The sequence below is a fragment of the Sporosarcina sp. HYO08 genome, assembly GCF_001563475.1.
Taxonomy (GTDB): domain Bacteria; phylum Bacillota; class Bacilli; order Bacillales_A; family Planococcaceae; genus Sporosarcina.
In genome coordinates this window covers 571,301-584,687 of the sequence record NZ_LPUT01000001.1, presented here as the reverse complement: position 1 = coordinate 584,687, position 13,387 = coordinate 571,301, and the positions used below count along the sequence as shown (strand labels likewise).

Sequence of the window (13,387 nt, the reverse complement as noted above, 5' to 3'; positions counted from 1 at the left end):
CCGTATTTCTATGTGAAGTGCTATGATGAAGTCAAGGTTCATTCAAGTTCAAAGATATGATCAACTTTCTTTAACAACGCATGCGGCATCACCAAAATTAATGATCAAATCCTTAGGAAAAAGTTCTAACTCGAAGCGGAGAGTGATGATATGCAGCTTTTAATCACTTATAATATAGGTAAAGGAGTGATGAAAATATGAAGTGGCAGGAGGTTAGGGAGTTATTTCCTAATCAGTTTGTTTTAGTATCAATCCTTAGCTATCATGAAAAAGATAACATGAAAATCATTGATGAAGTAGCACCCATTCGTTCGATTTCGGATGAAGATGCAAATAAAGAGTTTTTCAAAGCCGGGCCTGGAAATGCTGTTTATCATACATCGAATGAGGAATTTGTTATTCACATTCGAAAAGATCCAATGATGAGAGTGAGACGAATTCAATGAAAATTGCATTCGATGGACAACTTATTACAACCACACTAATTGTTACCTACCAGGGAAAAACAATGCAAATTGATGATGTCATTATTGATACGGGATCCTCCCACACTGTTTTTAGCCCGGATGTATTAGAGAATATAGGTGTAACGTATGAAAATGGGGACACTATTTATGAAGCATACGGAATAGGTGGAACCGTTCCTTTCTACACTAAAATAATGGATGAGATACAAATTGATGAATTTATTGCAAAAGAAATCGAAATTGACGTAGGAGTTCTGCCGAAAGATCATAACGGACTTCTGGGATTAGATATATTATTGACATTTAACTTTATATTGGATTTGGACAGGTTGAAACTGTATCATTTATCTCTTTAATTATGATTCTATGAAGGGGGCTGGAAATTCATATGTTCACAAAAGATCAGACGGTGTTTGTGCTCGTAGACGTACAAGGGAAATTGGCTAGGATCGTGCATGACAGTGAGACGATCATAGAAAACCTGGGGAAACTGATCAATTGCTTGCGGATTTTGGACGTTCCAATCATTTGGCTTGAGCAGTATCCAGAAGGATTAGGCCCTACCGTGGAAGAAGTCGCCCAGCAGTTGGAAGGACTTGAACCGATTCCGAAAATGACGTTTAGTGCTTGTAAAACTGAGGCGTTTATGGATGCGCTAAAAGCAACGGAGAGACAGAATGTCCTTGTTACGGGCATCGAAACGCATATATGTGTCTATCAGACAGCTGCCGAGCTAAAAGAGTTGAATTATAATGTACAAGTCGTTGAGGATGCCGTCTCTTCCCGAACCCTTGCAAATAAACAGCTTGGGCTTGAAAAAATGAAAGCACTTGGCATTCTTGGAACAAGTGTTGAAATGGCCATTTATGAATTACTGGAAACCGCAGATGCGGAGGAGTTTAAACAGATCTTGAAGGTTATTAAATAGGTTCATTGGAGCAAACGTAATGAAAAAAATCATTGACGCACATATTCATCTGGACCAATACGAGGAACGAGATGTAAGGACCATTATTAAAGGCGACCCATCCGTTGAAGCGCTCATTGCTGTTTCAACGGATTTGACATCGTGTCAAGCGACAAAGGAAATTGCTGCTTGCTATGAGCAAGTATTTCCCGCGTATGGCTTTCATCCAGAACAGCCTCTTCCACATGAAAAAGAACTGAGCGAACTGATTCACTGGATGGATCGTCATCAGGACGAAATGATTGCGGTCGGTGAAGTGGGACTCCCCTATTATTTACGCCGGGAATACGGGCTTTCTCTTGGACCTTATATGGAGTTACTGGAAGAACTGATCGTCAAATCGAAAAGTTGGCAAAAACCGCTTGTGCTGCACGCGGTATACGAAGATGCAGCAGTCGTTTGTGACTTGCTTGAAAAGCATTCGATTGCAAAAGCGCATTTCCATTGGTTTAAAGGGGATGAGAAAACAATTGACCGTATGATGCAGAATGGCTACTACATCTCCATCACGCCGGATGTACTGTATGAAAATGAGATTCGGGAGCTTGTCAAAAAGTCCCCACTCGAGCAGATGATGGTTGAAACAGACGGTCCTTGGCCATTTGAAGGTCCTTTCACAGGCAGGCAGACTCACCCGTCTATGATGCACAAATCGATTGAGGAAATTGCCAAATTAAAGGGACGAGCGAAGACAGATATTTATTCGATTGTTAGGAAAAACACGATTGATTTTTATCAATTGAAGGAACTTGGTGATAAGCGTAAAAGCGAACAGTGAATGGAAACTGTTCGCTCAATTATGACTTTGTTTTAACTTTACACTTACACGTAATTGGTGCCAGGCACTATTTTAATGAAAAGATAGAGACCTTAGATCTAAAAATCTCTTTATGCATCAAATGCATTTAATGCATTCACACTATGAGCCAAAGCGGAACCTGCTTTTAATGCTGTTGCCACCAGAATCGATTCTGCTATTTCTTCCTTAGTTGCGTGTGCTTCCTTTGCGCCCTTCGTATGAATATCAATACAGTACGGGCATCCCGTTGTATGCGCAACAGCAACAGCAATCAATTCCTTCTCTTTTACACTCAAGATACTTTCTTTCATTGTCTTTGCGTCAAAATCAACAAATGCCTTAAAAACATCTCCATTTAGCTTTGAGAATTCTCTTAATCTCGTAAAATAAGATGCTTTATATAATTCATCTTCCCCATTTTCATCGTAAGCATTCAATGCATTCACACCATGCGCAAGAGCGGAGCCTGCCTTTAAGGCTGTCGCAACCAGGATCGCTTCAGACATTTCTTCTTTGGTGACACTTTCTGATTTTGCTGCTGTCACATGAACGTCAATACAATATGGACAACCTGTTGTATGCGCAACCGCAATGGCAATTAATTCTTTTAACTTTTTCGTTAGCTTCCCCTCTGATAGGGCTAATTTGTCAAACTGCACAAAAGCCTTGAAAGCATCTGGTACAAGATCACTTAATTCTCCAATGCGGTTAAAATATGATTTCCTATACAATTCTTCTCTGCTCAAAATTGCTTCCCCCTAATGAATATCTTTTCTTGTTTGTTATTTTCGACAATCGTCTCCATCAATATATCAGAAAAGGTAGAAAGAGTGAACTTTTCTGAACTGACGATCATCTTCGCTAGTTAAGTTGGGTGTTTTACTAGGGATTGCGTATATTTTTTAATCCCCCTCCGTTTGCCACTTAGGCTATGCCAGTGGAATGAACCGCGTTGTCTTGCTTGGCAGACGCATCCTTCTGAATTCAGGCGATTAGACGCTGACTTTTTGAAGTTCCCTCGCCTTTAATTCCCGTCGAAGAATTTTTCCGCTAATCGGTGTTTTCGGCAATTCCTTCAAAAACTCGATTTCTCTTGGCGCCGCATGAGCCGCAAGGCCGCTTCGCACAAATTGGCGGAGCTCTTGCAGAAGCGCATCGCTTGCTTCATAGCCATTCTTTAAGACGATAAACGCCTTCACGATTTCTCCTCTTACCGCATCTGGTTTTCCAATGACGCCCACTTCTGCAACAGCTGGATGTTCGATCAATTTACTCTCGACTTCAAACGGGCCGATTCGTTCGCCTGAAGAATTGATCATATCGTCACTTCGCCCTTGGAAGAAGATATAGCCATTGTCATCGATCGTTGCCAAATCACCGGACACATACCATCCTTCGAATGGAAAATACGTCGAATGCTTCGCAGGATCTTTCCACACTTCCCGCATAATGGCCGGCCAATTGGCTTTCAATGCTAAATGACCCACTTCACCAGGTGCAAGCTTTTCACCGTCATCCCCCAAAATGGCGGCTTCAATGCCTGGAAATGGTCTGCCCATCGATCCTGGAATAATTTTATCGGATGGCAGGTTGACAATGAGCTGGGCTCCGGTCTCTGTCATCCACCACGTATCATGGATGCGGGTAGCTAACGTTTTAATCCCCCAACGAATCACTTCTGGATTTAACGGTTCACCGACGCTTAAAATATGCCGGATCTTTGACAAATCATAGGATGCCGTTTTTTCATCCCCTTCCGCCATCAACATTCTGAACGCGGTCGGCGCGCTATACCAAACGGAGACACCCAATTTCTCTAACACGGAATACCATTCATCCGCATTGAACCTACCGCCGTGAATGACAATTGTGGAACGGTTCAGCAATGGCGCGAAAACACCGTACACGGTTCCGGTCACCCAACCTGGATGAGCCGTGCACCAATAGACATCCTCCTCTTTCAAATCCAAAACCCATCTGCCTGTAATGTATTGTTGGATCATGGCTCGATGCGCGTGGACAATTCCTTTCGGGCGGCCTGTTGAACCGCTCGTATAATGAATATTGAGCGCATGTTCAAGATCTACCCATTCGGTGATGTTTTCTTCGGCTTCAACAGCTCGCGCTTCCGCAAATAAAGAAATTTCATCGCCCTGGCATTGTTCCGGCTCCGCCGTGATCAAAACCGTTTTGAGGGATGGCAATTCCGCTCGCGGCACGCGTTTCACCAATTCCGGCGAAGCGATTAAATAAGTTCCTTCACAATCCGCAATCCGCTCCTTCACTGCATCTTCCATAAACGCTTCAAACAGCGGTCCGGCTACCGCCCCAAGTTTGATCGCCGCGAGCATGGCGATATGACAATCGGGATGTTTCGGCAAAAAGATAAAGACGAAGTCCCCTTTTTTCACACCTTGCTTTTTCAAAACAGTCGCCCAGAGATCGGATTGCTCTTTCAACTCTCGGTACGTTACTGTATATTCTTCATGTTCCCCAATATAATGCAGCGCAACTTTCTCCCCGAACCCTTCCGCCACATGGCGATCGACACATTCATAAGCCATATTCACTTTTCCAGTGTCAGACCAACTGAAATTCGATTCAATGTCTTTCCACGAGAAATCCTCTCTGATGGGAAGATCAGCTGTTATATTATAGTTTCCTTCATATGGATCAATCGCTTTTTCATTTGCCACGTTTAACCAACCACCTTTTCAATATGTAATAACGCTAATATGTCTGCTTTTTTCGCTGCTAGAAACGAATCGCCTCGATCCCTTGGTTTCGCTGTTTCAATCGGTAATTGCGCTTGCAATGTCCCGGGCTGGCCCCCAAGGATGAAAATCCGGTCGCATAAGTAAAGCGCTTCGTCAATGTCATGCGTTACGATGACCATCGTCGTTAAACGTTTCTTTTGAATTTTTAACAATAAATCTTGCAGCTGCATTTTGGTAAATGCATCCAGTGCGCTAAACGGTTCGTCGAGAAGCAAAACATCCGGCTGTCCGATGAGCGCGCGGGCAATGGCAGTTCGTTGCGCCATTCCGCCAGACAAATCTTTTGGATAATAATCGCCAAAATCGGATAAGCCAACAAGATCTAAATAATCCTGGATATTCACTTGTTTTCTCTTTGTTTCTTTCACACCAAAAAGAATATTCTCTTTTACCGTCAGCCAAGGCATCAGTCTTGGCTCTTGAAAAATCATGCCGATCGGCTGCTCTCCTAAACCCGCTATTTCAATAGCCCCTTCAAAGTTCTGGTCCAGCCCCGATAGCACGCGCAAAAGTGTACTTTTCCCGCATCCACTCGTCCCCAAAATCCCAACCGTTTCCCCTTCTTGAATGGAAAATGAGATATTTTTGAATCCCGCAAGCCCATCATTGAATGTCCTTGTGGCTTGTTTCACCTCCAACATGCTAACCCCTCCCTCATTATTGGTTTTGTAAATTGTCTTGCCACTTCAATGCGCGCGCCTCCAATGTTTTCAATAGGGAATCGGTCGCTTTCCCTAGCAAAGCAAATAAAATAATGCTGGCGATAATGAGCTCCGGCGAGTACGTATTCTGACCAACGACAAGCAAATATCCAAGCCCTTGACTGGCGCCCATCAACTCGGCGGCAACGACGAACATCCAACCTAATCCGACGCCACTGCGTAAACCGACGAGAAACGATGGCAGTGAAGCGGGAAAGATAATACGACGAACAATTTGCAACGGCGTAAAGTGATAAATCTTACCAACTTCGATTAACTTACGATCGACCCCTTGAATGCCTGAAACGATATTCAAATAGATTGGGAAGAACACACCGACGGCTATTAACATCACTTTGGACGGCTCGCCAATTCCCATCCAAAGAATAAACAATGGAACCCAAGCCAATGATGGAATCGAGCGAAATGCTTGAAGTAACGGATCCATCAGCTGCTCAAACCATTTAAAATAACCGACAATGGATCCCAAAACAACCGCGGCAATTGTTCCTGCTAAAAACCCGATGATCACCCGAAAGAAAGTGATGCCCACATGCCCCCATAGCGTGCCTTCTTGCGCTAACTCAACAATTTTTTGCAAAATGATTGTCGGAGCGGGAAAGACATAAGCATCGACCCAGTTGAAACGAACAGTTGCTTCCCAAACGACTAAAAGAATGAACGGAATGAGTAGGCCGAGCGCAAATCCCCTCGCTTTTTTCAAATCAGCGCCAAACCTACCCATTTTTTTTCTTTCCTGCGTGTTAAGCGCTTCTTTTGTGTCCATTTTGACCGTCATGTCTTTTCCCCCTATTTCATTCGATTACTTTTTTTGCATATCGATCGATGATCAATTCTTTAACAGTTTTTTCAACATCTACATTGTCTTTAATCACATTTTCCGACTGCAACACTTCACCGGCTGCTTGTAACGCATCGATTTGCTTCTCACCAGGAATTGGATCGGAAAAATCATTACGTCCTAAACTCTTTTGAGCTACTTCCGCTGGCATATCTGCTTCTTTCGCTAGAATTTCCGCAGCTTTCTCTGGATTTTCGATCACCCATTTCCGTGCTTTTTCATATGCCTCAATGACTTTTTCAACGACTTCTGGATGTTGTTCCGCAAATTCAGTGCGTACATTCAATGTTCCGTACGTATTTTTATCATGATCGCGCAGGAATAAGTTCGCGCCAGAATCGACTTCAACTTTTGCCATATGCGGATCTAAACCTGCCCACGCATCGACTTGGCCCGTTAAAAGGGCGTTCGCGCCATCGGAGTGCTGTAAGTTCACAATTTCTAAATCCTTCGATGACAAACCTACTTCCTGTAACGATCGGAGAAGAAAAATATAGGGATCCGTTCCTAATGTTGCAGCCACTTTCTTTCCTTTCAATTGGTCGACGGATGTAATTTCTGAATCATCTGTCGCCACAAGCGCCGTCCATTCCGGTTTCGAATAGATATAGACCGATTCAATTGGTGAACCGTTCGATTTGGCAATTAATGCAGCAGCTCCAGCCGTCGAACCGAAATCGACACTTTTAGAATTTAAGAACTCAAGCGCTTTATTGCTTCCTTGGCTAAGCACCCATTCCACTTCAATTCCCTCTTCTTCAAACACTTCTTCCGCCCAGCCAAACTCTTTCAGCGCCAAGCTCGTTGGCGAATAATAGGCATAATCCAACACGACTTTTTTCAGCTTATTTTTTTCTTCTCCTTTGGCGGCTGAACAAGCTGTCATCATGAATGCTGTCCCGACGGCGATTACTAAAAATGCAATCCATTTTCTCATTTTGATTTCCTCCTAAAGTTATTTTTATATTGAAGTTCATTTCAATATCACATAATTATAATTTATCTTATTTGTATACTCGGAATTAAAATAGAAAAACCCTTTTTTTATTAATTCAAATAGAAAAACCCTCTTCGTCATAAGAAGAGGGTTGAAAATTCCTCCTCTTATCTTCCAGGTCCAGTTCACCTGTAGGATGTAGCACCTTTTCAGATCAATTCACCTGATGGTTGCCGGGCTTCTTCGGGCCTATTCCCTCCGCCACTCTTAATAAGAGATATATGTAGTTGTAACAAATGGATATTTTTAAATATTTAGTTGATTGAAAATTAGTATAGACAGAAAAAAGTAAATTGTCAACCTCATTTTTCACTGTATACAAATAGATCAAATTGAAAGTTCGTATGCACTCAAAAAATTTACATGGATGATTGATCATCTTTTTCCTATCAGATTCCATTTTTTATAAAATTGACAATCTCCTGTATAACTCATCGCTTTCCTCATTTTTTCTAACGTCACTGTGACCTGCTTAAATCTTATTTTGATCATATTCAGATGGTGAAAAGCGTAAAAGCCAACAGTGAATGGAAACTGTTCGCTCAATGATGACTTTATGTTAAACCCCATTTAAAACAAGTACATAAAAAAGACCCTACGAGTAGGGTCTTTTCCTAGCTATTATTAAGCTTTTTGAACGTTTGTAGCTTGTAGGCCACGTTGTCCTTGCTCAATTTCAAATGTTACACTTTGACCTTCGTCTAAAGATTTGAAACCTTCGCTTTGAATTGCTGAGAAATGTACGAATACGTCTTCTCCTGCTTCACGCTCGATGAATCCAAAACCTTTTTCTGCATTAAACCACTTAACTGTACCTTGTTCCATAATTATTGCCTCCTAGTGCGGATCTCCACACAAAATGTTACTATCCTTGCTCAAATACCTTAGACGAAAAACAAAATATATTCTCGATCTGATAAACAAAAATAATTCTTCTTAAGAATAACACCTGGATGACGAAATAGCAAATAGAATGAAGTTCGTTTTTTTATAACGCCTATAAAACCAACTTGTTTCCCTTGCTTCCATCAACTTTTGAAACTCTTTCTTTAACGATTTGGCGATTGTTTAACTTGTGTTTAATAATCAATAGAATTAGCTATCCGAACTAAAGTTTCAGGAGTAATCTTTTCGGACATTCTTTTATCTACACTAAACCTGTATTGCAAATTATCTTTTTCAAAAACCAATAAGATTGTACCTCCTGTGCTCAACAAGTATGCAGTGTTTCCACCCTTGAGTCTAAATTCCTTTGTAACTTCTTTATCCAGTATCTTGAAACTATCCTTGACTGCCACATTAATCATGAAATTATTCTTTGGTGATTGTTCATTTATGAACTCCATTTCAAAAATATCTTTGCCGTCCCCTTCATTAAATCGTGCAAATACGTGAGTAAAGATAACAGGAGAGACTCTTAATGGCAACTGTAAATTCTGTTTATAATGGTGTTCAAAATCTCTTAAAGCTTCCCCGACAGGTTTATATCCAATTTCAAGATAACTTTCTTCAATAGTTCGAGGTTGGAATTTAGAGTTTGCATGTACTTTTCCGTAATATGCTCCACCAATCACAGTACACATAAGTATAAGCAGAATAAACTTGTTCAGGTAAATCACCCTTTATTCATTTTTTGTATTATTTTACCCATGTCTATTCGTACTATCCTTATTCAAGTAAGTCGCCCATTTGTGGAGAATTATGAACCATGCCTTCAAAAACGGTGTCCTGATAAATGGCTAAAAACGCTGCTACTACTTGATAAACTTTTTTATTAGTGCCAATACGGAAAAATGAATGACTCCACCTAACATACCGAATATGAACATGAAAATTGTCGGAAAAAGATCATATAGAACAACGCTCGCTAGAAGCCCCGCCAAACTGCCGAAACCTGCATATAAAAGTGTCTTTACCCTATTCGAGTAATTTTTGGTTCTTGCGGAAAAGTCGATGTACAATGAAACGGGAAATGCTGCAAACGCAAAGAACGGAAACGAATAAAGAGCTACTACCAAGACAGTTGGACCAAAACTCCAAGAGTCTTGAAAAGCTATAATCGAATAAGTTGCCAAGATCCCTCCAAAGAGTACGGGAGAAATTAAAATCGCTAAAAAGTAGAGAGAAAAACGGTCAAATGTCTCTTTATAGTTTGTTGTCATATTGAATTGCCTCTCTTTCCTTCCCTATGCACTCAGGAAATCATTTCGAAGAATTCCTTTCTCAGAGATTTACATTTAATTTCCAAAAAAGTCTGATCATTCATAGCTGTTTCATTAATAATCACGCTCGATTATTGAAGTATGACCTACTTATCTATTGCTGCTTTTTGTTTGTTTATTTAGCTCATCGATTTTCTTTTCAATTCTATCGAGTTGTTGTTTTCGCTTATTGTTAGTTCGGAACTTTTCATCATTTATTCCCCGTCAATCGTTCGCTCGTATCTACCTCATTGCCACTAAGTCGTTTTTGAAATGTTTTTCTCCAACTTTCCGACAACTCATTCACCTCTAGCAACTTCCGAATTCCCTCCAAGTTGTTCTGATCATGATACATGAGCTGGTTCGCCTCTGTCACAGTAATCGTCAAAGCTGGCTGTGAAATACGCACCAACACGTCTGTTGGGGAGACCATTCCTTCTTTTAATACACGGAAATAGAATCCGGTATACCCTGTATGTTGGACAAGTAAAGACATGTCTTTCCGTTCGTGGACGAGTGATAATTTGTAGCAAGGTTGACGCGGCTGACTTACTTGTACGACCGCTTCGCCAATTTTGAAAGAATCCCCGATATGCACCTCATCCTCCGTCAACCCCTGAAGCGTCAAGTTTTCGCCGAATGCCCCTGCATCCAATGGCTTTCCTAACGTCTTTTCCCAATATGGGTAATGCTCTGACGGATAAACACAGACAGCTTTTTCGACACCGCCGTGATGAACCAGATCGCCTTGACCGTCGCCGGTAAAATTCAATGTGGACAAAAAAACGGGCGACGAAACCGGAGTTTTATGAATACCCGTCGTCACTTCCCTTTTCCCGAACTGCAAATTACGTGGTTTGCCGATATTTAATGAAAGAATCCCAATATTTTGCAACGGTCACTCCCCCTTAAAATAAGTATAATCTTGAAATTAGGGTTTATTAAATGAAACTCCCCATTAGTAGGAACATCGAGAAAGGATCAACAATCCAATAACAAGAATAACCAATGTAATAATTTTCGTAAGACAGCCACCATTTCCTAATGCATTTGGGTCACCAACCATTGAACGATTAACGGCATCAGCAAAAATTATCATAGGATTTCTTTCCCGTTTTTCTTTTTTGTCTCTCGCCATCAAGTTAGACCTCCTGTTCATTGAAGCCAATATCTATTAGAAGTTTAGCAGAACATTCGATTTTTTACCGCAACAAATTTCCACTTAAGTTCTTCACTAGTTTTCCGCAACACAAAAAGGAGCCCAAAGAGCCCCTTTACTTGAACTAAAGCACCTGTTACTTTAATTACAAACTTTGTTATAAAAATAGATCTTCAGTCTGGTTTAATCGTGACCCCCAGCACAGATGCCCGAATCATATCTACACCATTTAACTCGACTAAATCCGATGCTGTTCCTGTGATCACCACACCTATGATCCCAATGTTTTCTCCAACTATTTCGGCAGAATCTCCTTTTAGGTTGTTCGATATACGATTAAATTCCCTAAAATATTTTCCATTTTTATAAGTTAAACCCCTTTGTACATTCTCAATAAAATCTTCTTCACTCATTGAAGAATGAACAGGGTTTGCTGCAAACCCATAAATTTGAGTAGCGAGTTCAGGTAAATCATCATTCTTATCATTTAACCATTCAATGTCTTTTTCCGAATAAGTATCTACCCAGTACCATTTAAGCGTTAGATTCTCTGGAATTAATTTACGTACTTCTTCCGGTGTATATTTTTGGTTAAATGAAACCCCTAGTTCGACCAAAGCGTCATCTGCGAAATGATTTAAGCTATTTAAGTCGTTACGAATTTGACTGTATTTCACATCTGGATGATAAAAACTCATCATCCTTTGCTTTGTCTCACGGTCGTAGTACCTTACGAGCCCATCCACTTTATCTTCTATCTGGATAGGAGAATGATTACCCGTAAAACGACTTACTCCTCCAAACAGGCTATACGTCAGTATGTAATTACTCCAATCTACTGGAATTCCTTCAACCTCTTTGTAGCGATTAAAAGTTAAAATCCCCTCAAATACACCATTCGATTCATTCTGGCTGCCTAATTCCTCAACGTTTGGATTCGTAATTTGACCAAACAATTCAATATCACGCAATGCTTTTTCTTGACTCCCTCTTATCGTAAATAGCCAAGAAAAACTTACAGTGAAACAGAGAAAAAGTACCACTAATAAAGAGATCAGGATATTGCGTAAAATGGTTTTTCTTTTTGCCTTTTTCACTATCCCAGCAATATTACCTACTGAATTCCCTTCGAATAAATCATTCAATTCCTGTTCCTTTTTAGTCTCTGTCATGTTTTCCCTCCTCCTCATACAGTTTTTTAAAAGATTGTCTGGCACGAAATAAATAGGTTTTCAACGTTCCAGGATTTAAATCAAGCATCTGGGCAATTTCTTTGTAACTTAATCCAAGCACGTACTTCAACAGGAGTAATTGTTTATGTAAGGGAGAAAGCCGATTCAGTATGTTATAAATTTCCTTTTTCATCTCCGTCTGTTGAACATATTCTTCTGGTAAGAATGAATCGTCTACGAGATCAAAATCCTCGAAAGACACATTCACCTCTTTTTGCTGCTTGCGACATAAGTCATAGTACTGGTTAATTGCTACTCGAAATAGCCAACTATAAGCTTTGTTCGGATCGACTGAATCAATATATAAAATAAATTTATATAAAGCTTCTTGGATAATATCCTCAGCATCCCGGGGATTTGCGCCATTTTTAATTAAATACTTAAAAATAATTGCTGTTTTTTCATGCAAAAATAAGTACAGTTCCTCCTGCCTGCTCAATTACACACCTCCCATTCAGTTATAAGACCCTTAACAAACAAAAAAGTTAACACTTATTATGAAAAAATAAAAAGTATGATTCTAAAATCGAACCATACTGAGTCTGGACTTGAAAAAAGACAGTTGAAGAAGCTTTGTGAAAAGTAAAAGAGCGAACAGTAAATAGGCACGGCTCGCTCTTTATAGTTGCTATACATTTTTGTGACTCGTGCTAGTTACCCATCGATCGCCGCAAACACTGTTTTGGCATGCTTCCTCGCAATGTCCTTTTTCGCTTCTGCCGTTAACTCATTAAATGATTGTTCGTTCGGCAAAATGACAGTACTGAGAAAAATCCCGCCCAACTGTCTTGCACAAAAATCGGTATCGACTTGCTGATTTTTCAGTTCAAAATGAACGTCCAATCCTTTTTTTAAGCTTGTGAAAATTATTTCCGGCAAGTTAATTTCATCGACAAGATTTCCCCTTAAACTTTCAGACAAAAGCATCTTCACCAAATCGGAATTCTTGGATAACAATTCTAGCCGATCTTCAATAATTTTCATGAAAAACAGTTCCGTATCTTTCTCTTTTGCCATTTCCAGCACATGGGAGTCAAACTTTTTTTCCAGAACGTTTTTAATGACTGTAATAAAAAGATTTTCCTTTGTCGAATACCTCCGATACAACGTCACTTCCGCAACGCCTGCTTCTTTCGCAACTTCTTGTGTTGTTGCCTGCAATCCTTTTTTTATAAAAACTGAAATTGCACCTTGAAATATTCGTTCGGTTACATTTCGCAACTTT

17 protein-coding genes and 1 riboswitch are annotated in these 13,387 nt (G+C 40.3%); of the genes, 4 read left to right on the top strand and 13 right to left on the bottom strand.

Features of this window, described 5'->3' with window-relative positions:
• Nucleotides 1-197 precede the first annotated feature (197 nt).
• The 4 genes from AU377_RS02930 to AU377_RS02915 are packed head-to-tail and all read left to right on the top strand — an operon-like array spanning nucleotide 198 to nucleotide 2,212.
• A complete protein-coding gene (locus tag AU377_RS02930) occupies nucleotides 198-446 on the top strand; it encodes a hypothetical protein (RefSeq protein WP_067403803.1) in 249 nt (82 codons plus the stop codon).
• Nucleotides 443-823: a retropepsin-like aspartic protease gene (locus AU377_RS02925; RefSeq protein ID WP_067403800.1), complete on the top strand. Its 381-nt coding sequence runs from the start codon at nucleotides 443-445 to the stop codon at nucleotides 821-823. The genes AU377_RS02930 and AU377_RS02925 overlap by 4 nt, the downstream gene beginning before the upstream one ends.
• 32 nt (nucleotides 824-855) lie before the next feature.
• The gene (locus AU377_RS02920; protein ID WP_067403797.1) at nucleotides 856-1,395 is read left to right on the top strand and encodes a hydrolase; all 540 of its coding nucleotides are present in this window, start codon (nucleotides 856-858) and stop codon (nucleotides 1,393-1,395) included.
• A gap of 19 nt (nucleotides 1,396-1,414) precedes the next feature.
• Nucleotides 1,415-2,212 carry a TatD family hydrolase gene (locus AU377_RS02915; protein ID WP_067403794.1) on the top strand — a complete coding sequence of 266 codons (798 nt, stop codon included), beginning with the start codon at nucleotides 1,415-1,417 and terminating at the stop codon, nucleotides 2,210-2,212.
• A 110-nt stretch (nucleotides 2,213-2,322) separates the two neighbouring features.
• Here the strand turns inward: AU377_RS02915 and AU377_RS02910 are convergent, their stop codons facing one another.
• The 13 genes from AU377_RS02910 to AU377_RS02850 form a co-directional block, all read right to left on the bottom strand.
• The gene (locus AU377_RS02910) at nucleotides 2,323-2,979 is read right to left on the bottom strand and encodes a carboxymuconolactone decarboxylase family protein (protein ID WP_067403792.1); all 657 of its coding nucleotides are present in this window, start codon (nucleotides 2,977-2,979) and stop codon (nucleotides 2,323-2,325) included.
• A 246-nt stretch (nucleotides 2,980-3,225) separates the two neighbouring features.
• On the bottom strand, nucleotides 3,226-4,929 hold the full coding sequence (gene acsA / locus AU377_RS02905; protein ID WP_082731886.1) for an acetate--CoA ligase: 1,704 nt from the start codon (nucleotides 4,927-4,929) through the stop codon (nucleotides 3,226-3,228).
• A gap of 2 nt (nucleotides 4,930-4,931) precedes the next feature.
• The gene (locus AU377_RS02900) at nucleotides 4,932-5,651 is read right to left on the bottom strand and encodes an ABC transporter ATP-binding protein (protein WP_067403789.1); all 720 of its coding nucleotides are present in this window, start codon (nucleotides 5,649-5,651) and stop codon (nucleotides 4,932-4,934) included.
• Between the two features lie 16 nt (nucleotides 5,652-5,667).
• Nucleotides 5,668-6,456: an ABC transporter permease gene (locus AU377_RS02895; RefSeq protein ID WP_253724366.1), complete on the bottom strand. Its 789-nt coding sequence runs from the start codon at nucleotides 6,454-6,456 to the stop codon at nucleotides 5,668-5,670.
• Between the two features lie 70 nt (nucleotides 6,457-6,526).
• Entirely contained in the window at nucleotides 6,527-7,510 is a 984-nt protein-coding gene (locus AU377_RS02890; RefSeq protein ID WP_067403787.1) for an aliphatic sulfonate ABC transporter substrate-binding protein, read from the bottom strand.
• A gap of 164 nt (nucleotides 7,511-7,674) precedes the next feature.
• Nucleotides 7,675-7,787, bottom strand: a riboswitch (SAM riboswitch).
• Nucleotides 7,788-8,194: 407 nt separating this feature from the next.
• Nucleotides 8,195-8,395 (bottom strand): cold-shock protein, encoded by a 201-nt coding sequence (locus tag AU377_RS02885; protein WP_025783429.1) that lies wholly within the window; start codon nucleotides 8,393-8,395, stop codon nucleotides 8,195-8,197.
• A 254-nt stretch (nucleotides 8,396-8,649) separates the two neighbouring features.
• Entirely contained in the window at nucleotides 8,650-9,189 is a 540-nt protein-coding gene (locus AU377_RS02880) for a hypothetical protein (RefSeq protein ID WP_067403784.1), read from the bottom strand.
• Between the two features lie 135 nt (nucleotides 9,190-9,324).
• Nucleotides 9,325-9,732 (bottom strand): hypothetical protein, encoded by a 408-nt coding sequence (locus AU377_RS02875; RefSeq protein WP_067403782.1) that lies wholly within the window; start codon nucleotides 9,730-9,732, stop codon nucleotides 9,325-9,327.
• 250 nt (nucleotides 9,733-9,982) lie between these two features.
• Nucleotides 9,983-10,666, bottom strand: a complete 684-nt coding sequence (locus tag AU377_RS02870; protein WP_067403780.1) for an MOSC domain-containing protein — start codon at nucleotides 10,664-10,666, stop codon at nucleotides 9,983-9,985.
• Between the two features lie 63 nt (nucleotides 10,667-10,729).
• Complete coding sequence (locus AU377_RS02865; protein WP_067403777.1) at nucleotides 10,730-10,909, bottom strand: hypothetical protein; 180 nt, start codon at nucleotides 10,907-10,909, stop codon at nucleotides 10,730-10,732.
• A gap of 194 nt (nucleotides 10,910-11,103) precedes the next feature.
• Nucleotides 11,104-12,102, bottom strand: a complete 999-nt coding sequence (locus tag AU377_RS02860; RefSeq protein WP_067403774.1) for an anti sigma factor C-terminal domain-containing protein — start codon at nucleotides 12,100-12,102, stop codon at nucleotides 11,104-11,106.
• The gene (locus AU377_RS02855) at nucleotides 12,089-12,601 is read right to left on the bottom strand and encodes an RNA polymerase sigma factor (protein ID WP_067403771.1); all 513 of its coding nucleotides are present in this window, start codon (nucleotides 12,599-12,601) and stop codon (nucleotides 12,089-12,091) included. The genes AU377_RS02860 and AU377_RS02855 overlap by 14 nt, the downstream gene beginning before the upstream one ends.
• 215 nt (nucleotides 12,602-12,816) lie before the next feature.
• Nucleotides 12,817-13,383 carry a TetR/AcrR family transcriptional regulator gene (locus AU377_RS02850; RefSeq protein ID WP_067403767.1) on the bottom strand — a complete coding sequence of 189 codons (567 nt, stop codon included), beginning with the start codon at nucleotides 13,381-13,383 and terminating at the stop codon, nucleotides 12,817-12,819.
• Between the last annotated feature and the right edge of the window lie 4 nt (nucleotides 13,384-13,387).

Excerpts from the sequence above, each read along its gene's own strand:
- AU377_RS02930 (WP_067403803.1), top strand. The coding sequence starts at position 198 with ATGAAGTGGCAGGAGGTTAGGGAGTTATTTCCTAATCAGTTTGTTTTA.
- AU377_RS02925 (WP_067403800.1), top strand. The coding sequence starts at position 443 with ATGAAAATTGCATTCGATGGACAACTTATTACAACCACACTAATTGTT.
- AU377_RS02920 (WP_067403797.1), top strand. The coding sequence starts at position 856 with ATGTTCACAAAAGATCAGACGGTGTTTGTGCTCGTAGACGTACAAGGG.
- AU377_RS02915 (WP_067403794.1), top strand. The coding sequence starts at position 1,415 with ATGAAAAAAATCATTGACGCACATATTCATCTGGACCAATACGAGGAA.
- AU377_RS02900 (WP_067403789.1), bottom strand. The coding sequence starts at position 5,651 with ATGTTGGAGGTGAAACAAGCCACAAGGACATTCAATGATGGGCTTGCG.
- AU377_RS02895 (WP_253724366.1), bottom strand. The coding sequence starts at position 6,456 with ATGGGTAGGTTTGGCGCTGATTTGAAAAAAGCGAGGGGATTTGCGCTC.
- AU377_RS02890 (WP_067403787.1), bottom strand. The coding sequence starts at position 7,510 with ATGAGAAAATGGATTGCATTTTTAGTAATCGCCGTCGGGACAGCATTC.
- AU377_RS02885 (WP_025783429.1), bottom strand. The coding sequence starts at position 8,395 with ATGGAACAAGGTACAGTTAAGTGGTTTAATGCAGAAAAAGGTTTTGGA.
- AU377_RS02875 (WP_067403782.1), bottom strand. The coding sequence starts at position 9,732 with ATGACAACAAACTATAAAGAGACATTTGACCGTTTTTCTCTCTACTTT.
- AU377_RS02865 (WP_067403777.1), bottom strand. The coding sequence starts at position 10,909 with ATGGCGAGAGACAAAAAAGAAAAACGGGAAAGAAATCCTATGATAATT.
- AU377_RS02860 (WP_067403774.1), bottom strand. The coding sequence starts at position 12,102 with ATGACAGAGACTAAAAAGGAACAGGAATTGAATGATTTATTCGAAGGG.